Annotated in this window: 16 protein-coding genes; 10 read left to right on the top strand and 6 right to left on the bottom strand. The window is 58.5% G+C overall.

Annotated features, from left to right (window positions below; genetic code table 11):
• Window positions 1-6 precede the first annotated feature (6 nt).
• From tssM to vasI, 6 genes are all read right to left on the bottom strand, one after another.
• Entirely contained in the window at window positions 7-3,663 is a 3,657-nt protein-coding gene (gene tssM / locus NTD86_RS07880) for a type VI secretion system membrane subunit TssM (protein ID WP_262201623.1), read from the bottom strand.
• A 97-nt stretch (window positions 3,664-3,760) separates the two neighbouring features.
• Entirely contained in the window at window positions 3,761-4,798 is a 1,038-nt protein-coding gene (locus NTD86_RS07875; protein WP_262201622.1) for a DUF1911 domain-containing protein, read from the bottom strand.
• A 4-nt stretch (window positions 4,799-4,802) separates the two neighbouring features.
• Window positions 4,803-6,221: a hypothetical protein gene (locus NTD86_RS07870; protein ID WP_262201621.1), complete on the bottom strand. Its 1,419-nt coding sequence runs from the start codon at window positions 6,219-6,221 to the stop codon at window positions 4,803-4,805.
• Window positions 6,218-8,752 carry a type VI secretion system Vgr family protein gene (locus NTD86_RS07865; protein WP_410016962.1) on the bottom strand — a complete coding sequence of 845 codons (2,535 nt, stop codon included), beginning with the start codon at window positions 8,750-8,752 and terminating at the stop codon, window positions 6,218-6,220. The genes NTD86_RS07870 and NTD86_RS07865 overlap by 4 nt, the downstream gene beginning before the upstream one ends.
• Before the next feature lie 7 nt (window positions 8,753-8,759).
• A complete protein-coding gene (tssA, locus tag NTD86_RS07860) occupies window positions 8,760-10,217 on the bottom strand; it encodes a type VI secretion system protein TssA (protein ID WP_262201620.1) in 1,458 nt (485 codons plus the stop codon).
• Entirely contained in the window at window positions 10,205-10,774 is a 570-nt protein-coding gene (gene vasI / locus NTD86_RS07855) for a type VI secretion system-associated protein VasI (RefSeq protein WP_262201710.1), read from the bottom strand. Before vasI ends, tssA begins: the two co-directional genes overlap by 13 nt.
• Before the next feature lie 570 nt (window positions 10,775-11,344).
• Between vasI and tssB the strand changes: the two genes are divergently transcribed.
• From tssB to tssI, 10 genes are all read left to right on the top strand, one after another.
• Window positions 11,345-11,854, top strand: coding sequence for a type VI secretion system contractile sheath small subunit (gene tssB / locus NTD86_RS07850; protein WP_262201619.1), 510 nt, complete (start codon window positions 11,345-11,347; stop codon window positions 11,852-11,854).
• A gap of 51 nt (window positions 11,855-11,905) precedes the next feature.
• Entirely contained in the window at window positions 11,906-13,393 is a 1,488-nt protein-coding gene (tssC, locus tag NTD86_RS07845; protein ID WP_262201618.1) for a type VI secretion system contractile sheath large subunit, read from the top strand.
• Window positions 13,394-13,405: 12 nt separating this feature from the next.
• A complete protein-coding gene (tssE, locus tag NTD86_RS07840; RefSeq protein WP_262201616.1) occupies window positions 13,406-13,816 on the top strand; it encodes a type VI secretion system baseplate subunit TssE in 411 nt (136 codons plus the stop codon).
• Between the two features lie 7 nt (window positions 13,817-13,823).
• Window positions 13,824-15,572 carry a type VI secretion system baseplate subunit TssF gene (tssF, locus tag NTD86_RS07835; protein ID WP_262201615.1) on the top strand — a complete coding sequence of 583 codons (1,749 nt, stop codon included), beginning with the start codon at window positions 13,824-13,826 and terminating at the stop codon, window positions 15,570-15,572.
• Window positions 15,536-16,549 carry a type VI secretion system baseplate subunit TssG gene (tssG, locus tag NTD86_RS07830; protein ID WP_262201614.1) on the top strand — a complete coding sequence of 338 codons (1,014 nt, stop codon included), beginning with the start codon at window positions 15,536-15,538 and terminating at the stop codon, window positions 16,547-16,549. The genes tssF and tssG overlap by 37 nt, the downstream gene beginning before the upstream one ends.
• On the top strand, window positions 16,546-18,054 hold the full coding sequence (gene tssJ / locus NTD86_RS07825) for a type VI secretion system lipoprotein TssJ (protein ID WP_262201613.1): 1,509 nt from the start codon (window positions 16,546-16,548) through the stop codon (window positions 18,052-18,054). The genes tssG and tssJ overlap by 4 nt, the downstream gene beginning before the upstream one ends.
• Window positions 18,055-18,121: 67 nt before the next feature.
• Window positions 18,122-19,456 (top strand): type VI secretion system baseplate subunit TssK, encoded by a 1,335-nt coding sequence (gene tssK, locus NTD86_RS07820; RefSeq protein WP_262201612.1) that lies wholly within the window; start codon window positions 18,122-18,124, stop codon window positions 19,454-19,456.
• A 1-nt stretch (window position 19,457) separates the two neighbouring features.
• Window positions 19,458-20,297, top strand: coding sequence for a type IVB secretion system protein IcmH/DotU (gene icmH / locus NTD86_RS07815; RefSeq protein ID WP_262201611.1), 840 nt, complete (start codon window positions 19,458-19,460; stop codon window positions 20,295-20,297).
• A gap of 145 nt (window positions 20,298-20,442) precedes the next feature.
• Window positions 20,443-20,955 (top strand): Hcp family type VI secretion system effector, encoded by a 513-nt coding sequence (locus NTD86_RS07810; protein ID WP_262201610.1) that lies wholly within the window; start codon window positions 20,443-20,445, stop codon window positions 20,953-20,955.
• A 109-nt stretch (window positions 20,956-21,064) separates the two neighbouring features.
• On the top strand, window positions 21,065-22,432 hold a 1,368-nt coding region (gene tssI / locus NTD86_RS07805), incomplete at its 3' end, for a type VI secretion system tip protein TssI/VgrG (protein ID WP_262201609.1).

Below are 22,432 nucleotides of genomic sequence, written 5' to 3'. Positions count from 1 at the left end.
TCTTTCTTAACGCTGGGCGACCTCGCTCACCCCAGATTTCGACCGATCCTGAAGCAAAGTCCGGGGCAAAACGAAGCCCTCGAAACTGCGCTGGCTAATCGGGTTGTTGGCCTTCTCAGCGCTGATCCGGTAACGCATCATGCCGTCACCGGCAATAAAGCTCAGGTCAACGCTAGTGGCCGTACGAGCATTGAGCTGCCCCCGGTTGAGCAAGCGAAACAGAGACCATGGGCCACGGAAACCGAGGCTGACACTGTTGCCTGCACTGTTAACCAAGGTCAACCGGCTCCCACTGGCATCCCCCAGCACGTTCGGCCAGATCAACCCGATACTCTGGCTAGGGCCGTGACTGTAAGGGATCAGCTGACCGTCGCTGCTGAGCAAACTGCTGCGCTGATTGCCGCTCAGGGCCAGCGGCTCAAGAGTCATCTGCACACTGAGGGCGCCACGCTGGTTGAAGAAGGTATCGCGAATGCGCTGGGCCGTTTCCAGTTGGGTGAGTACATCTGTGCGTACTAAATAGTTGCCACGCTGGCTGGAGTACAACGCGTCCAAGTTATCCTTGATAAATACGTTCAAGTACTGATCCTGGAACTTCTGCAAGCGACCTTGAGGCCCGAAGAAGGCCTCGAAGTCGTCCAGTGAAGCATCCACCGAACTGCCCGAAAACGGGTAACGTCCGGCCAACCGTTGCTGGTAGAAGCTGTAGATCTCCGTATCCCAGCGCTTTTCCAGCTCGCGCAACGCCTCAAACACCAGCACCTGTGAGGTCTGGTCCGCAAGATGCCTTACCTGCTGATTCATGGGTTCAGGTAAGCCGGTAGCAACCCGCTGCAACGTCGCAATCGGATCGGGGCCGGTCATCGAGAATCGTTTGAGTACAGCGTTGAGCGCGGCCTTACCTCGATCCGGCTGGTCTTGAACAGCCTTGGCATAGTCGTAGACTGCCAGGATCGCTTGCTGGGTCTCGTCGTAATACGACGGACGCTCGCCCTTGTCTGTGAGCAAATCGGACAGCCCGGCAAAGGCACGTCGGATGCCTGCTGCCTGGCGCTGCCCTGCCTCGTCAGACTGGGGCTGTTTGACCTCGGCCACTGCCAGCGATGTGCCCGCAGCCGCCAGCGGAGGGTAGATCACCGTATTGTCACGCACGCTTTCCAACAAACGGCGCAATGGCGCAGCCGGACCCGTCACCTGCTCCAGCACGGCCACACCATGACTCAAATCACGAAAATCGGTGACGGCCAGCGCATTCAAGGCGCGGCGCCAACTGTCCACATAATCGGCGCTGTACAGCGTGCGCACACGCTCTGTCAAAACCTTGCGATCTTCCTCGGAGTAGTCGAGCTTTTGTCGCTCGCCCAGCACCCAGGCGTCGATCATCGCCAGTTCAATCACTTGTGAGGTATTGGCCTCGAAATAGTCGCGAAAGCCCTTGGCGGTTAACAACGACGCCAGCGTCAATTGCGCCTCATGACTGGACTCCCCCGCACCTGGCAGCGACTGGTAGACCATATCGAACGCTGGTCCCACTTCGTGACGCAAATCCAGCGGCGCGTGCAACCGCGCTTGAGCATCTTGCTTCATGCGCGCATACACCCGCTGCGCCAGGGGGACCTTGCGTAGTTCCTGCTGCACCTCAGCCACGCGCCCGCTGTACTGAGGTAAATCAGCATCAGCGTATTGCAAAGCGTAATCCAGATGATGCATCAAATCGGCCTGCACCTGGCCTTGGCCGGGATAAGCACGCTGCCACTGAGCGGCCATCCACTCTTTGACCATCGCCGGACGGCGATTCTTCCGCTCTTCGATCATCCGATACACGCGCAACGCTGCCAACTGCTCACTACTGCCTGGCGGTGCAGTATCGATCACCGTCATGGCACCACCGGCAATGGCTGGTAGAAAGCGTTTGGACAACAGGTTGAGATAAGCCGCATCCACCATCGGCCCAATTGCCCGACCTTGATACAAGCCCATTTCGGCCAGCAAAGGCCAGGCTTGGCGGTAGTCGCCGTAAACGGCCACCGCATCCCGTATCTGGTCCAATGGTGCCAACAGATTGCGCCCGGTGACATCCACGCGACTGTCGATATCACGGGCACTGAACTCCCGGCTTTTGAGCAGGACGGTATCGGCTTTATCGCGATTGATACCGAAGTAGAACTGCCATCCACCGACCACCAGCAACCCGCCCAACGCGGCCACGACAGAACCGGCCAAAAGCAAACGGCGCTTGCTCTGCGTGACCTTGACGTTATCGCCTGCCAGTCCCGCTTCGGAATAAATAATGCGCTGAAACAGATGCTGGGCAAAATAAATCAGCGTGCCCCCAGCGGGTTTGGCCTCTGGCGCAGGTGCCTTCAGGCCGTGTGGTAGAGCTGCTTCACGGACGAACGCATTACTCAGCTCACCTTGCTGGTAAACCGAAGACAAATACAATCCACGCACCAAGGCCGGGGTCGTGAAGCGATCACTGCCGAGCATTTCAGTGAGAACACTGAACAACGCCGGGCGCACCCCTGACAACTGCCCCACCAAGGCCAGCATCCGATCCCGCTCCTCCTGCGCGCGCGATTCGCTGAGACTGTCGAGTACCTGATCATTCAACTGCTCTACAAAACGGTCAAAGCGTGTTCTCAACTCCGCCAGCCATGCATCAAAGTCGTCTACGCCTTCCAGGCTGAAGGTAAAGCCCAACAGGTCTTCGCGCATTGAACGGGGCAAACGGGCGAAGAACTCTTCGAAGCCTTCCAGCAGATCAAGCTTGCTCAATACCACGTACAGCGGCAAACGCGTGCCCAACTGCCGGGTCAGTTCATAGACGCGCGTGCGCAAGACCGTCGCCAGCGCCTTGCGTTGTTCTGGGCTTTGCTTGAGCAAAGCCTGGAGATCAACCACCAATACCACGCCATTCAAGGCACGCCGGCTGCGGTTGCGGCCCAGCCAGTCAAGCAGATGCAGCCACAGCCGTGGATGGGTGCCCGCCGGCAAGACCGGCTTCTCTTTATCAACACTCTGCTTCACCACCCCGGTCATATCAGTCGGACCTGTGCTCGGCCCCCCCTTCGGCTGGGTGATGAATTCGCCTGGCGGGTCAATCAATACCGCTTCATGACCTATCCACCAATCCACGGTGTAGGCCAACATCTCGTCGTGATAGGCACGTGCCCCGGCCTTGGCCACATGAGACAGCGAAAAGCTTTGATTGGAACGGGTAATCAGACTGGTCTTACCGGCATTCTCCTCCCCTAGCACCAAATACCACGGCAATTGATACAGTGAACGACGGTGTTCCATGTTATCCAGCAAGCTGGCCAAGCTGCGGTCCAGCGCCCGTTCCTGCGCCTCAACATAGGGCAGGCAGGGATCAGCCTCTACCGCAGCCTCGTGTTGACGCTCGGTCTGCCACTTCTTATAACGACGCCGACTCCACCATGCCCAAATAACGATAGGTACCAGCAGCACCCACACACTGACGACCAATCGCATGTGTAACTCGGCCAGCGGCTTATGTTCACGCCATATCCACTGCGGCCCTAACCACCAGATCCCGACCAAGGCAAACAACACCGCTAGCGCCACCAAAACGGGCGCGGCGCTGTTGACTTGGCGCAGCAGCGGCAGTCCCCAGCGCGTGAAGTAACTCCAGATATTCAGCATGTACAACTCCTGCGCACCTTTTACTTAGGTCGCGTCCGCTAACGGGTGATCAAATGGGGGGGGTGACGGGTTGATCAGTCAAAGTTCAGGCATGAGCTCAACCCTCCCTGCGCTGGTCGAGCGCCCAGTACCACACCGTGATGCCTCGGGCGGTGCCTGCGTCCGGGAAAATCTCCCCTGCCTCAAAACGGCGCAGGGAATCGCTACTCGCATCGCTCCACCACCAACCGCTTTGCGGGCAGCTGTCTGCGTTACGTCGGATCGAATCAAGGGGCGGTGGAGGGTATTGCCGGGCGAAATCGGCCCAGTCTTTGGGGTAGAACGGCATATCGCGGTAGCTGCTGTCGTCGATGCGCAGTAACCAGGTCACTGCCGCAGCTTCCCAGGACCAGTAGCCAAAATGACTAAACCCGCCCCGTTCATGCCTATCGATATAAGGCTCGCGGCGGCTGGCGTGGTACCACTCATCCAAATAGGTTTTGAGCAATCCGGGACGTTTGGCCGGAATACCGTTGAACACCTTGAGCAATTTTCGATACGGCAAATGCCGGGTACAGCTGTCCGGCGGCGTGCCGCGATCCGGCACAAACGGGCGCACCAAGCGCTCCAGTAAACCGTCGCGCACGCCCATCAATTCATTGGCGTAATCCAGAAATGCCATGACCCTGGGCATGCAATGCGCGTAACCGCTAAGCAAGCCGCAACAGGTCAGACGCAAGGCAACGATCCAATACTCTTCGGTGCGCAAGGCGGCGTGAGGTGTCATGTAATTGCCCGCTTCAGGCGACTGATGGTACTGCGCGTGAAACTCTCCGTATTCTTCCGCCCACTCCAGGGCATAGGGCCAGACCTGCGCCAATTGTTCTACCGGGGCACCGGCGGAATATTGCAGATTGAGCCAGTCTAGGGTGTCCCAAAGCCGACGCCGCGTCGAAGTCATCAAGCCACCGGGCTTGGAGCGCTCGCGATATTTGGGCAAGTCGGTAGTAATCATGTGCATGCCCTTCACGTTGTCTTCAAAATTAATCACGTAATTCTCAAAACGTATGTAGCGCTCACGACGCTCTTCAAAATCAGCTTCTGCGATCTTCCAACTGAACCAGCGTGACCAATCGGGCATGGGGAGATTTTTCATGGCGTTACTCTCGCAACATTTGGGTAGGCAAAACGAACTCGGTACCAATCTGGTGTGACACCGCGGCTTTGCAGCATTTTGGCGTGACCGGGCCTTTGGCTCGTTCATGAAGGTTATGGTTGGGGCCGACCACAGTGATAAGGCTCCGGTCATAGGGGCACTTCACCAACTGGCGAGTGGCCTTACCGCCTGCGAATTGAGTTTCAGCGCCTAGCTTGAAATCCACTCTCTCCCACGCCTTGATCCCGCGAGTTAACCGGAGATAGTGGCTTTCAGTTATCCCGGCCCCCTCGATCTTCGCCGCAACCCACTTATGACTCAGTTGCCGCCCATCCCCCACCGTGGGTTTATTGACGGCTCGCTCCACGCGTTTTTCGTCGTCCATCCCCAAATAGGCATCGATGCCGTATTCCAGCCCGGCAAATACCGCCTTGGCGGTTTCCAGCTTATGGAACGCTCCGCCCGTGCCCTTGGTGTCGCTGATCCGGTAACCCAGCGGCAACGTCCCGCTGTGCCACACATGGTCGATACCGTGGTGCCCCGGCTGGCTCATTTCATAAAGCTGGCCGCTATGGTTGACTTTGCTTCGCCGGCGTTGGCGTTTGACGAAGTAGTAATCGGTGATGTGCTCGCCCGACACGCTGATCTGATGCGGACGCTGGCTGGAGCGTTCACTTTGGCGTTGCTGCGCCGTGACCCGACCCTGGGCCGGTAAGCGGGTACCCGCGGTGGGTATCGCCACATTGCCGCTGGCTTGGCTGTTGGGTGCAGGTGCCTTGACCGCCCCCGGTGCGGCGGGTGTGCGCGCGGTGGTGCTGGGCAACGGGTCGGTAAGGGCCTTTTGATGGGCGCGTTTGAGGGTATCCATTGCTTCGGTGATTTTGCGCCCCGCTATTTTTTGCAGTTCACTCAACTGATTGATCAGTTGCTGCACGCCCTTACGCCCCAGCGCCCAACTGCTCAGGCTGCGGCTGAGCATGGTGATCAGGCCCTGCAGGATGGTGTCGAGGTTCTGAATCATTTCTGCGGTGTAACGCGCCCAGTCAAGGGTACGGAACCAGGTTTCGATGTCGCCGCGAACATGGCGCGGCAAGCTGTCCAGAATTCGCCCCATAGGCTTGTCGTGACGCAGCATGTTGCAGACGTTTTTCAGCGCATCCCCGAACCCTGGCACCAACGCAATCAGCGACAGCACAAGGTCCAGCCAATGCTCGCGGCTGTCCGGGGTGCGCGAGAGGTGATAAAGGCAGCGCAAAATGTTGTAGGCATCCACGGCCTGGCCGACGAAGGGAATCAGCCCCAGCACGGTGCTGACCATCATCTGCGCCAAGGACGCTCCCTTGCCTTCGACCACCTCTTCAACCCAGTTGAGGATCAGTAAAAAGGTGTCTTCTTCCAGCTGAGCAATACTGGACCGGCTCATGATTGAGCTCGCGAGCCTTCGCTCAATGGCACTTGCTCATGTTCACCCGGGGTCGCGGGAGCGGCCTCATCACTGACCGGATCATCGGCATAGGCATAACTGTCGATCATGTCGTCGTAACCCACACCCCATGCACCTGAGACAGCGATTTCATCGGCGAAGTAGTGGTCTTTCCCGTGCTCGGTCTCTTGTTGGCGATAGCGTGCAATGGCGAGTTCTGCTTGCTCTGGTGTGCTGGGTACACAGCCTGCCAGGCTGTTTTTGGCCTTATCAACAAGGGGAAAGGGGTCTCGAGTGTCGTAACCAAAGTAGCCGCCCCCCTCCCCCGGCGGGTTGTCTATGCGTGCAAAGCCTTGGTCATCGAGAGTGCCGGTTGTGATCGTGCCATCATCAAATTCCACCCGGTATGGCGCCCCAACCTCTGGCTTCAAATCGGCATAGGTGTAGTGCAATTCAAGGGGAGGCTTCTTGATAAGTACCGCGCTATCGTGCTCGACCAACTTAATATTCAGATCCACCTCAGCGCCGCTGATGTTGACTGGCCCTGAGGCACTAAAATCGAAGGTGTGACCATTGAGAACGATCGTGCCATCGGCCTTCATCACTAAGATGGACTTGCCCACCCGAACCACAAACTCGTCTTCAACCTCAATGGAATATCGGTTGCCAACGCATTCGGCTTTGTTGAGGCCGACCTGCTCGCTCTGGCTCAAGCCGACGGAGGTGTTCATGGCCGCACCGACACTGGTCTGGTAGGCCGCGCCGATGGTCAGCGCTTTGCCGAGCCCGATGGTTTCGGCTTTGGCTAGAGCGATGGTTTCCGTCTTGTTGGCGCCGATGGTCACGCTGCGGTTGGCACCAATGGAGATGGTTTCGTTTTTGCCAACGTCCTCGGTGCGGTGGTCGCCGATGGAGATCGTTTCGTTGTGGTCGACCCGCTCACTGCGGTCATTGCCCACAAAGGTGGTTTCGTTGTGGTTGACATGGATGTTCTGGTCTTTCTCGGCGTGGACATAGATCTCTTCCACCCCCTTTTCATCTTCAAACCGCAGTTCATTAAAACCATCACCCTTGTGGGTCTGGCTTTTGATGGTCATGCGGGTTTTGTGTTTGGGCAGTTCGTAGGGCGGCAGGTTGGCTTCGCGGTAGGCCCGGCCCATCGCGATCGGTTGGTCAGGGTCCCCGTCAAAGTACTGGATGATTAGCTCCTGACCGATGCGTGGTATGGCCATCGCACCCCAAGTGGTGCCCGCCCAGCCTTGAGCCACGCGGATCCAGCAGGAGCTGTGTTCGTTGTTTTGGCTGGCGCGATCCCAAGGGAAGCTGACTTTCACGCGGCCCCATTCATCACAGAAGATTTCTTCGTTGGGTGGGCCGACCACGGTGGCGGTTTGCGGGCCGTCGATGCGCGGTTTGGGGCACAGTGGGGCTTTCCAGTCGAAGGCGGCAGGCGCCAAGGTGGCGGTGTAGTGATAGCGGGTGCCCGAGGCGCTGTCGGCAGCTTCTTCTTGTTGGCTGCAGTGTTGGGTGCCGGTGTGCTCAATGCTCACCGTGCGCCAACGGATGTTCATGTCGTCGCGTGGGTGGTCGATCAGATCGAAGGATTTTCCCGGTTGCAGGCGGGCATCGTCGCCTTCGACCTCGGCGATGCGGGCATCGCTGCGCAGGGCATTCAACCGGGTTTTTGTAAAGGGTTTACCGGCAACATCGCGCTTGTAACGGCCGGGATAATCGAATCGCTCATAGTCGCGCCCCTGGTGCTCAAGCTGGGTGCCGGTGGCGATGTGTTCCTGGTCGTAGCGGGGGTGGGTAAAAGTGTAATCGCGCTGCACCTGGCGGGCGGTGCGTACCTGTTCGGTGTAGCGAAAGCTGTGCAGCGCTGGTTCGGGCTGATCGCCGCCGCCCTTGGCCTGATAGAGGACGTTGCAGGCCTCTTCGGGATCGACGGTCTCGTTGGGGGTGATGGTGCCGATGGCGCTGACCCGGTCGGTGATGATCAAGCGATGGCCGTCGGTGCGGTGTTCAAAGGTGTAGAGCAAGCCTTCTTCGGCGGCCAGCCGGGCCATGAAATCCAGATCGGTTTCGCCGGCCTGGACGCAGTATTCGCGAGGTTGGTGGTCGTAACTGAGGTGTTGCACAACGTCGTGCAGGCGATGGGCCTTGAGCACGGCGTCGAGGATTTGCGGCACGCTCTGCTGCTGGAAAATCCGCCAGTTGGAACACAACCGGGTGCGGGCCAGCGCGGGTTCAACCACGGCGCTGTAGCGGGTGCGGCGAAATCCGGTATCGCCTTGGGACAGGGAACTGATGAGGCCGTGTACATAGCGCACCGGGGTTTCGCCCTGCCAGATCGTCAGCAGTGCGGGCTTGTCGAGCAACGTGCCGAAGTCCAGTTCGGCGTCAATGCTGGCCAGCTCCAGCGAGAGGTTGAAAGGCCGGGACAGGCCTTCTTCAAGCTTGAACTCGATGACCTCGAAGGCGGCGCCGCTGGCCGGTTCAAAGGTGAAACGCACGTCGTTTTGACGGGGCATAAGGCTCCTAATCCTTGACGGCAGTCATTGCGGTGGCGAGTTCGGCTGGGTGTTGCTCTACCAACTTTTGATACAGATCCGGCTCCCATTGCGCGGCTGGGGTGGCCTGCATCACCCGAGCCACATTGGCGCACAGATCAGTGGCCAGCCAGGCCAACCCACGGGCGGCCAACAAATCGGCGGCAATCACAGTGGCATAACAGCGTTGCCGAGGCGCACGGTAGGCCGCCTGCATTTCCTGCAAGCGCAACAACACCACTTCCACACCTTCCTGATTCAGTTGAGTCACCAATTCGTCGCGCAATCCGGCGTATTCCTGTACCGAACTACCGCTGCTTTCAGCCCCATCGGTACCGCTCAACCACGCCTGGGTAGGCGCGTCTACAAAGGCAGTGCCGTCGCTGAAACACAACTCCAGCAAGGCAGGAACCCTACGCACAAAACGCGCGCAGGCCTGGCGGATGCCATCGGCCACCTCATTCATTTCCAGCCGGGCGGCAACGCTGGCAGCCAGAAAACTGCCACGCAGCCAATACGGCGCAGCGCTGACGCTTTTTTCGATGCGTAGCAGCAACCCCGGATCAACAGCATTGGACGCCAGCGCGTCCTCATACCCGGCAACGATGTCACGTGGCACTGCCATCAACTCTGTTCGCCGGTCACGGGTCACTGAAGGAGCTGCATGCAGATGCGACCACAGGCCGAAACGTCGCAACTGATAACCGGTGGGGTCGTAAAGATCCTGCTGGTTCACCCCCTCAGCCATATTCAATAGCGCACGGCGCTGCTCGCGCTCATTGCCTGCCGACATAGCGTTGGAGCCAGACAAAAACGCCGGAGTGAGCGCGGCATCCGCCTGAGGTCGGGGTCCGCGAACGGTATTGGTCGAAGCCGGCGCTACCGCCTGCATCGCGTGTTTCTCTAACGCCTGATGCAGCGAATCAAGTTCGGATTGATCCAGTTGCGCCGCCTTGACTCGACCATCAAGCTGGATCAAGGCCCGCTTGGCCAGTGCCTGATGCGCCGAATTGAAACTCAATGGATCCAATCCAGGTAACGCTTCAATCAGGCGCAGCAACAGCGCCTTGACCTGCTTGCGTTTGGCCAGGTATCCGGTCGGACCCGGCTTCGGGTGGGCGCTGTCCCAATACTGCTCAACCATCCCGGCCAACAGGCTGAGCGCATCCGCCCACTGCGACCATTGCCGGGTACGCAGCCAGGCCGTCTGCAGATGGGCAACAATACGAAAGTGCTTGCACTGGGTGGCCAGGTATTGGCGCGCTGCTTCGTCGATATAGGGCCAATCAATACGGGCCTCGTGCAGGCCGCCGAGCTTGACCATCTCCTGATCGATCGCCTGATACGTTTCATCTTCCACATCAAAATATCCGGCCGGCTGCTGTGCATCGATCGGCGCCAGCAGCAAGGCCACGATCCCCGGCGGCACATCAATTACCAGCGACATAGCTGGCGCTCCTGTTCGATCAACGCGCCTAATCCGTCGGCGTCGAACATCAGTCCATCCAGCGCTGGATAATCACTTTCCAAACGCAAACGCTGCCCCCCTCCCATGCCACGTAACAAGTCAATGGCGGGGAGTCCGCGGCCGGCATCGATAACCTGGCCGGTGTCGAGCACCCGCCACTCTCGCGCCGCAGCCAGCGGACGGTCATCCTTGAAAAGCCGTAAGCGTATGCGGTTTGGCGCCACAGGTTCGGCCATGAGCAATTGCAAGGTTGAGATACCCGACTGACAACTGATCACCAAGTGAGGTCGCAAGCCGACCGCACCCAACGCGGGCGCCGAAATCAACATCTGCGGTTGAAGAGGATCCTCCGAGGCTGGCCAGCGTGACAGCAAAAAACGACTGTCTTCGGCTGGGCGTTGGGCTTCGTTCGCCAGCACCCAACCCGCCACGTCCGTAGGACGCTCAGCCGTCGTACGGGGTGAAGACATGGGGGGTACCCTGGCAGGCGTACCAGCAGCTTGGTCGAAACAGGCAAGACGCTCCAAAGCCGACACCACCGCAGTGCAGTCGCGCGCGGGCGTTGCCTGTGCCTGTACTGCCCAACCAGCAACGCTGCCCAGCAGCCATATTCCGGCGTTTTTAATCAATACAGTTCCATCCATTTTGTTGAGCCTTAGAGGTCCTGCGCCGCACGTCATGAGGCAAACTACTACGCCATTAAAAGCCCTTGAAACTTGAGAGCTAAAAACCCTATAGCGCAATAATTCCCAGCTAATTTTATATCGCCAAACTCTCAATATTTTTATAGTCAGCCCCACAAAAAACCGTATCAAAATTTCCTACATCAAATCCCCCCAACAACCAATCACGCGAAAAGCAATAATCAGAACCAACTCATAACACCACAAAAGATACAATAAGAAAAACTCCAAAATAACCACAAAAAAACTTATTTTTCAGTAGGAATATTCTTTTATTTGAATAATTACCAACAATCCCAAGCGGTAAAATCCTTAACAGGTATTAACTATGAATATTCCTACAAAAAACAAGCCAATAACCTACATTACAGTTCTCTTTTTTTATGAGTTAAATATCGCAACTTCTGAAAAAGGATGTTCCCCATGTCGAAGAAAATTGGCTCAGCCGCCCCAAAAGAACGCATCAACATCAAGTATGTCCCAGCCACAGGCGATCAACAGACAGAAGTAGAACTACCGTTGAAATTATTGATCACCGGTGATTTCAAAGGTCACGGCGAATTAACTTCTCTGGAAGAGCGTCAAGCCGTTCGCATCGATAAAGACACATTCAATGAAGTGCTGACCAAGGCCAACATCGGCTTGGAAATGGCCGTCCCATGTGTACTCAATGGCGACCAAGAGAACGATCTCAAGGTTAACTTGCAGTTCAACACAATCAATGACTTCGGCCCTGACGCCGTGGCGCGCCAAGTTCCCGAACTAAACAAGTTACTGGAACTGCGCCAAGCCTTGGTCGCCCTCAAAGGGCCGATGGGCAATGTCCCTGCCTTTCGCAAGCAGTTACAGCACCTGCTGAGCGATGAGCAGACACGGGCCCGCCTGATCAGCGAGTTGAACTTGGCGCTAGACGCCCCCTCACCCTCGGCTTGATATCCCACGTTGGTTCGTCTTCCCGCCACTCGATTCGTACGGAGTATTGCCATGCATACGCAAAGCCCTCTCGCCACTTCTTTGGACGTCCAGAACGCCCCCTTGGAAGGCACCCTGCTAGATCAAATCATGCAGCAGACCATGCTTCATCCCAGCCAGGAGGGGTATGCCGTCGCCCGGCAGGGTGTGGCCGCCTTCATCAGTGAAATCCTCAAAAGCGACAACACCGACCAACTGATCAACAAGCACAGGGTCGACCAGATGATTGCCGAGGTGGATCGTGCCCTGGGCAAACAAATGGACGTGATTCTGCATCAGCCGGCCTACCAGGAACTGGAATCAGCATGGCGTGGCTTGAAGCTGCTGGTTGATCGCACCGATTTTCGCGAAAACATCAAACTGGAAATGTTGCACGTCACCAAAGATGAATTGCTTGAGGACTTTGACAACGCCGGTGACATTACCCGCAGCGGACTGTACAAGCATGTCTACACCGCTGGCTTCGGCCAGTTCGGGGGCGAACCGGTTGCCAGCATTGTCGGCAACTACACCTTTGGTCCGTCCTCACCGGATATCAAATTGCTCAGCTACATGGCCTCGATCGGCGCCATGGCCCACGCCCCTTTCGTGACCGCGGCGGGCCCGGAGTTCTTCAATCTGGACGGCTTCCAGAATCTGCCCAACCTCAAAGAGGTCAAAGACATCTTCGACGGTCCGCGCCACACCAAATGGCGTGCCCTGCGTGACTCCGAGGACGCACGCCATCTGGTATTGGGCATGCCGCGTTTTCTGTTGCGCCAGCCTTACGACACGCTAGAAAACCCGACCACCAGCTTCATGTACGACGAGACCATCGACGGCCAACACGACCATTACCTATGGGGCAATACCGCGTACCTGATTGCCAGCCGCATCACCGACAGTTTTGCCCGTTACCGCTGGTGCGCCAACATCATCGGCCCGCAATCGGGTGGCGCAGTCGAAGATCTGCCTGTTCATCTGTACGAGGCATTCGGGCAGTTACAGGCCAAGATTCCGACCGAAGTACTGATCTCCGATCGCAAAGAGTTTGAACTATCCGAAGAAGGGTTCATGCCGCTGACCATGCGTAAGGACAGCGATAACGCGGCGTTCTTCTCGGCCAACTCCGTACAGCGCCCGAAGAACTTCCCCAAGACCAGAGAAGGCCAAGAGGCCCAGACCAACTACAAGCTGGGCACACAATTGCCTTATCTGTTCATCGTCAACCGTCTGGCTCACTACATCAAAGTGTTGCAGCGCGAGCAGATAGGGAGTTGGAAGGAGCGTCAGGATCTGGAACGTGAACTCAACATGTGGCTCAAGCAGTACGTCGCCGACCAGGAAAACCCTTCCTCCGATGTACGCAGCCGCCGTCCATTGCGTGCCGCCAAGATCCAGGTGCATGACGTTGAGGGCAATCCAGGTTGGTATCAGGTCTCGTTGGCAGTGCGCCCGCACTTCAAATACATGGGCGCCAACTTTGAAATCTCGCTGGTCGGCCGGTTGGACACGCAGTGACGGGGCCTATTGGTGGCCAGCCTGTTCGAACGGCTTGAGCCCGACGCCCCACTGCGTCAGCGCCAGACACGCGAGCAACTGGCCCGCCATCAAGTCGACGCGATTAAACAGCACTTGGAACGCTTGCTTAATGCTCGTCGGGGCTGCTCACAGAGCAGCCCCGAACTGGGCTTGAGTGATTTCAACGGGGGCGCGATGGGCAGTGCCGACCTGGTGATCCACATCAGCGCCGATATCCGACGTTCAGTGGAAGCCTTCGAGCCGCGGATCAAAGTACGCGGCGTACGGTTCCAGCCCAATCCGGAACTGCCACTGGAATTGACGTTCCGGCTCGACTGCCAGGTGCGATTGAACAACAAGGACGAATTGGTGCAACTCACCGTGGCCATGCACGGCCAGGATCGTTACACCCGCGTGACCTGAGGACTCTATGAATCTACGTGACATGTTCAGCGACGAGATGCGTTATCTGCGCGAGCTGGGTCGCGAGTTTGCCCAGGACAATCCGCAGTTGGCACGCTTTCTCGGTGACGAGGCAGGCGACCCGGACGTGGAGCGGCTGCTGGAAGGCTTCGCCTTTCTGACCGCCAAATTGCGCCTGAAAATTGAAAGTGATTTTCCAGAGCTGACCCATCCCCTGCTGCAAATGCTGTGGCCCAACTACCTGCGGCCGCTGCCCAGCATGACCATGGTGCGCTTCGATCCGGTCAAGCAATCGGTCACCCAGCGCCAGGTTTTGCCCAAAGGCAGCCGTTTGTTCGCCAAGGAAGTGGATGGTATCCGTTGCGAATTTCGTACCTGCACCGATGTCACGCTTTATCCATTGTCACTGCTCCAGGTCAGCGATGCGCACAGCCGCGAAAAATCGGTGATGCGCATTGACCTCCAGGTACAGACCCAACACCCGCTCAATGAAATCGCCTGTGATCGCCTGGATTTTCACCTGAGTGGCGACAACAGCACCGCCCTGACCCTGTACCTGTGGATCGCCCGCTACCTCAAATCGGTGCATGTCCAGATCGACGGTACGCGTCACAGCCTGTCCAGCAAAGACCTGGCCTTTCCAGGTTTCAGCCCCGAGGAGGCCTTGCTGCCCTACCCGCGCAATGTGTTCGATGGCTATCGCATACTGCAGGAATACTTTGTTTTCCCCCAACGGTTTCATTTTTTCAGCCTGACGCGGCTGCGGCGGGTATGGCCAGCCATTCAGGCCCAGCACTTGCGCTTTGAGTTCGAGTTCTCCAGGCCCATGCCGTCCACGGTCCGGCTGAAAACCAGTGACATCAGCCTGTACTGTGCACCCGCAGTCAACCTGTTCAAGCATGACGCGGAACCGCTCAACCTTAACCCACGCACAGTGGACCAGCGTGTCCAGCCCAGTGGCCAGCGCCCGGATGCCTACGAGGTGTTCAGCGTCGACCAGGTGACCGGTCAAGCGGAAGGTTTCAGCGCCCGCACCTACACCCCTTTCGAATCGTTCCAGCATGAAATTGAACATGCCCAGCAGCGCACGGCCCTTTACTACCGTCTCCGTGTCGAAGACTCGTTGGGCCGCGAAGGCGTGACGCATCGCATCGCCTTTGTGCGTGGCGATGAAAGCACCTATATCAACCACCAGGAAACTGTTTCGCTTGAGTTGACGTGCAGCAACCGCGACTTGCCTCAGTCACTGGCCGTGGGCGACCTGTGCCTGACCACCGAGCACACTCCGACGCTGGCCACCTACACCAACCTCACCACGCCGACCCGCAGCTACCCACCCGTGCTGGATGCCAGCTTGCACTGGACACTGATTTCCAACCTGTCACTGAACTACCTGTCGCTGTTGTCGGCCGAGCCAATGAAAGAGGTGATACGTGCCTATGACTTTGCTGCGCTGCACGACCTGCAACAAGCCCGCGCCACACGCAAGCGTCTGGATGGCATCGGCGAAGCCACAACCCGGCCCATTGACCTGCTGATGAAGGGCTTGCCCATACGCGGGTTGACCACACACCTGAAGCTGGATCAATCAGCCTTCCTGTGCGAGGGCGACCTGTACCTGTTCAGCACCGTGCTTTCCCACTTCTTCGCGCTCTACGCCAGCATCAATTCCTTCCATCAACTGGAAGTGACCAATACCACCAACAACGAGCACTACCAATGGCCTCTGCTGACCGGCAAACAACCCGTGATCTGACTGACACGCTGCTGGCCGACGCACGGAACTACTCGTTCTATCGCCTGCTGGAGCATTTGCATGCGTTGCATGGCGATGACCTTGAAGTCGATGCGCCGAGTGCAGCCAAGCATCGACGTGTACGCTTGCAAAGCCATCCTAGGCTGGGGTTTCCGGCTTCCGACGTGACCATGGCCGAACGTCTGGATGAAGACCATTACCGTGTGCAGACCACGTTCCTGGGCTTGCACGGCAGCGACTCGCCCCTGCCCGGCTACTACCTGGATCTGATCGCCTATGAAGACGCCCAGGGCCGTGGCATTCGGCCGGCGTTTCTGGATTTTTTCAACCACCGCCTGCTGACCTTGTTGCATGACAGCTGGCGTCGCTATCGCTACTACATCCGCTTCCAGCCAGAGGCGCGCGACGGCTTTTCGCGCTGCGTTTTTGCCATGATCGGGCTGAGCGACAGCGAACTGCGGGGTCACACGGCACTCCCATGGAGCCGCTTGCTGAGCTTTGCCGGCCTGCTCGCCAGTCGTAGTCGCTCACCCACCATCGTCGCCGGGATCGTTGGCCACTGCTTTGATCTGCAGGGGGTGTATATCCGCGAGTTCGAGGCGCGCTACGTCTTGCTCCAGCCCGTTGAACAATTGGCATTAGGCCGTCCTGACAAAGGGGTACTGGGCGACAATTTTGTTATCGGCGGTCGCGTCAAAACCCGCCGCAGCAAATTCACCCTGGTCATTCCGGATCTGGATGAAACGCGCTTTCGCCAGTTCCTGCCCAGCGGCCAAGAGTTTCAAGCTTTGCGCACGCTGATGAATGTGTTGATGCGGGACGTGATTGCCTACGACCTGGAACTGGGATTGCGCCAGGAGGATGTGCCGCCGTTCAACCTCGGCCGCCAACACGGCACCCACTTGGGATGGACCAGCTTTCTTGATAAGCAGGACCACCGCCAGACCGCCGTGGTGCGCATCAAGGGGCGCTCATGACCCCGACGGCTTCTCGATTGACCTTGGTGGTGCGCAACCCGGAACACCTGCTGCATGGGTGTACGGCCAACCACGAGTTCAATACGGCGGGTGGCAGCATCGGCAGTGGGGCCTGTGACTGGGTGCTCAACGACCGCCAACATGCGATTCAGCCTTTGCATTGCGAAATACGCTTGGTAGAAGGCCGTTTCTGCGTGATCGACCGTTGCGGGCTCACTCGTCTAAATGGTCATGACCTGCCCATGGGACGCAACGCTACGGTACGACTCAACGACGGCGACTGCCTGCATGTAGGTGCCTACTCGCTAAACGTGTTCCTGCAGCACGACCCTAGCGCAATAGACAGCATGGCCTACCAACATCTCAGCCAGCACGCGATCACGGCGCTATTCAATCAAAGCCGCTGCCCGCTGGAAACATTGCTGGATGAGTATCAACCCACCCCGCAACCGGATGTCCTCACTCAGGAGCACTCACCTGAGTTCGAACGCCTGGGCACACCGCTCGGCTCGCATGAACAGCATGACCCCTTGCGGGCGCTGGATGCGATTCCAACAACCCCGGCCACTACAGCGCTGACGCTGGCGACGTTCGAAAACGTGCGCCGCCCCGATCTTTCTTGCCGACTCGCCGCTGGAGGCACTCCCATGACACAACAGCCTGTTTCGGCCGGCACATCGCCGGCGCGATACCCTGCGGTGGTCGCACGCACCCTCACCTTAATCCTCGCCTGCTTGCTGTTGGGGGGCTGCACGATGCTGGGCAAAATTGGCCACGTCATCATGAACCCCTCCACACCTGTCGGCGCACCAGAAGATCGGCCTACCCAGATCGCCCTGAGCCTGTACGCCACCCACACCGTCAACCCGAACGCTGGCAGCGTGCGCGATAATCTGGCGACAGGTAATCAAGTAGACAGTGTGACTCTAGCCGCTACCGGCTATACGGTGAATTTAAGCGCCAATAACCCGCTCGATCTGACAGAAAAACTGGAAGCTCTGCTCGACCACCTCTACACCCAATCCCCTGCGTACTCCGCCGAGACACCTTCGGCAGATGCCCCTGCGATGTCACCCCTTGAGCGCTCCGTACTCGGTGACTACACCGACCCGCAGGTCAGCCTCACAGAGCCAGGCCACCGTGCGTCCACAGCACCCACACCCGAAGACATCGCCACACCCATTGCCTTCAAGATCGTGCAGTTGAAAGACGATTCGCTGCTGCGCAACGCCAACCTCGAAGGGCTGACCCAAGATCTGCAAAAGGCACTGGGCAGCACCTATATCGATGCCGATGACTACGTGCTTCTACCCGGCCAATTCAAGTTCATCGACTACCAGCCCATCGACGAAAAAACCCGCTACCTGGCGGTGATTGCCCGCTACCACGAAACCAGTGGCACACAGTGGAAGCAGATTCTACGCATAGACCCCAAGGGACGTCAGTACGCCTTGCTGGCGCACTTCGATAGCACCCACATCGAGTTCAAGGACGAGACGCCATGACCCGCTGCGTCCGAATCTTTTGTCCTTCGACGACTCCTCCTTTCTTACCTTTGCAGAGAGCCTGCCAATGAGTTCCAACCCCGTGATATGGCACGAAGGTTTGTTCGTCAAACCCCAACATTTTCAGCAGCAGGCACGTGCGAGCGAGGCGCAGTTGCAGCAACGCCTCAACTGCCTCAATGACATGCTGTATGGCTTCAGTGAGCTGGAGCTCAATCCCGAGTACCTGAGTTTCGGCAAGATCGCCATCATCCGCGCCCGCGGCGTGATGCCCGATGGCAGTGTCTTTGATATTCCCAATGATCAGCCCCCCCCGCCACCACTGGACATCCCCGACAGCTCGGCGGTGAACCAGATCGTGCACCTGTGCCTGTTATTACGCAGCGATGGTGCGGTGGAGGTGCAATGGCCGGACAGCTACGTCAAAAGCCGCTATAGCGCCCAGCGCAGCGAGGTGCACGACACCCATAGCGAAGAAGGCGACCAAGTGGGCATGGAGCTGGCAGTACCGAACCTGCAAATGATGCTCGAACGCGATGATCGCAGTGCATTTACCGGTATCGCATTAGGGCGAATTCTGGACAAGCGCCCGGATGGCAGCCTGTTGATGGACGAAGATTTCTACCCCACCAGTGTGTCCGTGTACGCCGTGCCACCGCTCAAGCGCTATTTGGGTGAAATTGCCGGGCTGATGCGCGAACGTGCCCGAGCCATTGCCGAGCGTATCGGCTCGGCCAGCCAATCCGGGGTGGCGGATGTCACCGACTTCAACCTGTTGCAAACCCTCAACCGCCTCTACCCGCTGTTCCAGCACTTGGCACGCCGCCACCATGTGCATCCGGAACAGCTCTACATCGCTTTAAGCCAGGCCTGTGGCGAACTGGTCACCTTTACCGACGACGGTCGTTTGCCTCTGGAGTATCCGGCCTACCAACATGACAGCCTGCGCAAATCGCTCAAACCTCTGCAGGACACCCTGCGCCGGGCCTTGGGCACCGTGCTCCAACCGCGCGCCGTCTCCTTGCCGATCGAAACCCAGCAATACGGGGTGCTGACTGCCGCCGTGAATGACCGCCTGCTGCTGGAGGACGCCGAATTCATCCTCGCGGTGCGCGCACAGATGCCGTTGGAGATCTTGCGTCAACAGTTCCTGCAACAGACCAAGGTCAGCTCGCTGGAGCAACTCAGCAAACTGGTCAGCCTGCAATTGCCGGGTATCCCACTGATTCCGCTGCCCGTGGCGCCTCGGCACCTGCCCTTCCATGCCGGGTTCAGCTACTTCGAACTCGACCGCCATCATCCCGCCTGGCAGAGCCTGAGCGGCGCGGCCGGCTTCGGCTTCCATATCGCCGCCGACTTCCCGGAACTGGAACTGCAGTTCTGGGCCATCAGGAGCCAATGAGATGACAGATTCGATTACTGCACCTCACACCGATGAGCCCGATCCGTCACTGAATAAGATGCTGCACGAAGTAACCGACGGCGACTCGACTGCATCAGCCGCTGCGCCTCAAACGCCGCAGGAACGGGAACAGGCAGACCCGCAATTCCAACTGCGTGGCCTGGCCTACAACCCTTTGGCCGACGCTGCCATGCCGTTGTTCGGGCTGGTCATCCGTCTGCGCTCACTGGATCAGTGCAAAGACGTGCCCGCCCTGTACCGCAGCGTGCATAACCAGATCACCACGATCCTCGAAGAAGTACGCCAATCGGACTACGACGATGCCACCCGGCTGGCCTACTCCTACAGCCTGTGCCTGCTAATGGACGAAACCGTCATGGCGACGCCTTGGGGCAAACACTCCACGTGGAGTGGCTGCTCCTTGCTCAGTGACATCCACAAAGAAACCTGGGGTGGTGAGAAATTTTTCACCGTGCTCTCACGCCTGCAAATACACGCGGCCAAGTACCAACACCTGCTGGAGTTCATGTACCTGTGCCTGTGCATGGGCCTTAAAGGCAAATACGCCCTGCAACCCAACGGCGATGCCGAGCGGCAAAAGATCATCACCAAACTGCACCGCACCCTCCGTGAACTGCGTGGCCCTGCGCCCGAGCGCTTGACCGACCCGCTGAGCAACGTCGCCCCGCGCCACTACCGGGTCAACCAGCAATGGCCATGGTGGACACCCTGGGCTGCGGTCACCGCAGTGCTGATGGCCGCTTACACGGTGTACGCCGTGCGCCTCAACACCATCACCCAGGAAGTGCTGCACGCCCTGAACGGGATTCTCAATTTATAGCCTCGGACAGCCCACTGAATGCCATCGCGCTCGGTCTTGACGGCTGAGCGCGATCCACGAATTGGCGCCTTGAGCGCCAGTACCCACCGTCAGGTCGACGGTGGCGACCCTCGGGTCGTTTATTAATCGCTACAAGGAGTTGGCCATGCCTACACCCGCGTATATCAAGATCCAAGGGAAAACTCAGGGTCTCATCACTCAAGGTGCCTTCACCGCTGACTCGGTCGGCAATGTGTTTGTCGAAGGTCATGAGGACCAAATTCTCGTTCAGGAAATCGATCATTTGATTTCCACACCGACCGATCCACAAAGCGGACAGCCTTCAGGGCAGCGCGTGCACGGCCCATTCACTTTTGCTTGCGCCTTGAACAAGGCCACGCCCTTGCTCTACCAGGCATTGGCAACTGGAGAAATGTTGCCGTCCGTTGAAGTCGACTGGTATCGCACCTCCACCGAAGGCAAGCAGGAGAAATTCTTTAGCACCAAGCTCGAAGACGCCGTCATCGTCGCCATAGACACCAAGCTGCCCCATGCCCAAAACCCTGCCAACAGCGATTACACGCAACTGATCAAAGTCAGCATGTCGTACCGAAAAATCGTTTGGGAACACAGCATCTCAGGCACCGAAGGCTCGGACGACTGGCGCAAGCCGGTTTAACCCACCCCTCCTGCCCCACTGATGGGCAGGGCTTCTACTGTTCGCTGCCTTCCAGCCCGTCGAGCGTACGCTTACGGGTTGGGCGGTAGCGTGCACCAAGGAGGGCGTTATGCCCCGCCAAAGCGACCTGCGTTTCACCTTTGAACCGGCCAGCGGCGCCGCCTTCGAGGTCATCGAATTCAAGCTTGAAGAAGGCCTGTCCCGGCCTTTCAACCTCTCGCTGGAGCTGGCCAGCATTGACGCCGAACTGGACTTCGGCACGTTGCTCGACAAGCCCGCACTGCTGACGATCTGGCAGGGCGAAACCCCGGTGCGCTATGTACACGGCCTCATCAGTTCCCTGTCCCAAGGCGATACCGGCTTTCGCCGCACCCGCTACAGCGCCGTGGTTGAACCCGCGCTGGCCCGCACCCGGTTGTGTTCCAACTGGCGGATTTTCCAGCAGCAGAGCGTGCCGCAAATCCTCGATGCCGTGCTCAAGGCCCATCGCCTGCACGACACTGTGCAACACCTCAGTTACGACCACCAACCTCGCGAATACTGCGTCCAGGCCGGGGAAACCGATCTGGATTTCATGGCCCGGCTGGCCGCTGAAGAAGGCCTGCTCTACACCTTCGAACACCGCACCGACGGCCATCGCCTGATCATCACCGACCGGGTCAGTGCCATCGGCACCATCACCCCCAACGAGACCGTCGATCCCGAAGAAGCCTGCAACGTCCTCTATCAGGCCAACGGCGGCGGCGACCAGCCCGCACCTGCCCTGCACCGCTTCTGCTACACCGAACACGTGCGCACCGCCCGCCAGGTGCAGCGCGACTACACCTTTACCCACCCCCGCTACGACCAGGAACACATCGCCACCGGCACCCAGCTTGAGCACCAGGGGCGCGACTATGAGCGCTTCGATTATCCCGGCCGTTACAAGCGTGACATCGCGGGCAAGCCCTTCACAAAAACCCGGCTCAATGCCCTACGCAGCGATGCCCGCATCGCCGAGGTCGAAGGCGACGATGCCCGCCTGCAACCGGGAAAATCCTTCGATCTGATCGACCACCCACGCGACGACATGAACATCCGTTGGCGCACGGTGAGCATCGAGCACACCGGCATCCAGCACAGCAGCCAACAGGAAGAAGCCGCCGGCAGCACCTCAGGCACCCGCTATCACTACACCGCCACCTTGGCGCCTGCCGCGTTCGACTGGAAAGCCCCACTGCGCCCCAAACCGCGCATCGACGGCCCGCAAACCGCCACCGTGGTCGGCCCACCCAACGAAGAAATCTTCTGTGATAAATGGGGCCGCGTGAAAGTCAGCTTCCCCTGGGATCGCGCCAGCCAAAACAACGAACACAGCTCCTGCTGGATCCGCGTGGCTCAAGGCTGGGCGGGCACCACTTGGGGTGCGATGGCCATACCACGCATCGGCCAGGAGCTAATCATCCAGTACTTTGACGGGGACCCTGACCAGCCGATC

Origin of the sequence: Pseudomonas sp. 7P_10.2_Bac1 (genome assembly GCF_025465935.1) — a bacterium.
In the GTDB taxonomy this organism is placed as follows: domain Bacteria; phylum Pseudomonadota; class Gammaproteobacteria; order Pseudomonadales; family Pseudomonadaceae; genus Aquipseudomonas.
This window is presented reverse-complemented; position numbering and strand designations above follow the sequence as displayed.

Coding starts and splice junctions, on each gene's coding strand:
- NTD86_RS07810 (WP_262201610.1), top strand. CDS start 20,443: ATGCCTACACCCGCGTATATCAAGATCCAAGGGAAAACTCAGGGTCTC.
- icmH (WP_262201611.1), top strand. CDS start 19,458: ATGACAGATTCGATTACTGCACCTCACACCGATGAGCCCGATCCGTCA.
- tssB (WP_262201619.1), top strand. CDS start 11,345: ATGTCGAAGAAAATTGGCTCAGCCGCCCCAAAAGAACGCATCAACATC.
- tssC (WP_262201618.1), top strand. CDS start 11,906: ATGCATACGCAAAGCCCTCTCGCCACTTCTTTGGACGTCCAGAACGCC.
- tssJ (WP_262201613.1), top strand. CDS start 16,546: ATGACCCCGACGGCTTCTCGATTGACCTTGGTGGTGCGCAACCCGGAA.
- tssG (WP_262201614.1), top strand. CDS start 15,536: ATGGCCTCTGCTGACCGGCAAACAACCCGTGATCTGACTGACACGCTG.
- tssM (WP_262201623.1), bottom strand. CDS start 3,663: ATGCTGAATATCTGGAGTTACTTCACGCGCTGGGGACTGCCGCTGCTG.
- NTD86_RS07870 (WP_262201621.1), bottom strand. CDS start 6,221: ATGAGCCGGTCCAGTATTGCTCAGCTGGAAGAAGACACCTTTTTACTG.
- tssK (WP_262201612.1), top strand. CDS start 18,122: ATGAGTTCCAACCCCGTGATATGGCACGAAGGTTTGTTCGTCAAACCC.
- tssF (WP_262201615.1), top strand. CDS start 13,824: ATGAATCTACGTGACATGTTCAGCGACGAGATGCGTTATCTGCGCGAG.
- NTD86_RS07865 (WP_410016962.1), bottom strand. CDS start 8,752: ATGCCCCGTCAAAACGACGTGCGTTTCACCTTTGAACCGGCCAGCGGC.
- tssA (WP_262201620.1), bottom strand. CDS start 10,217: ATGTCGCTGGTAATTGATGTGCCGCCGGGGATCGTGGCCTTGCTGCTG.
- NTD86_RS07875 (WP_262201622.1), bottom strand. CDS start 4,798: ATGAAAAATCTCCCCATGCCCGATTGGTCACGCTGGTTCAGTTGGAAG.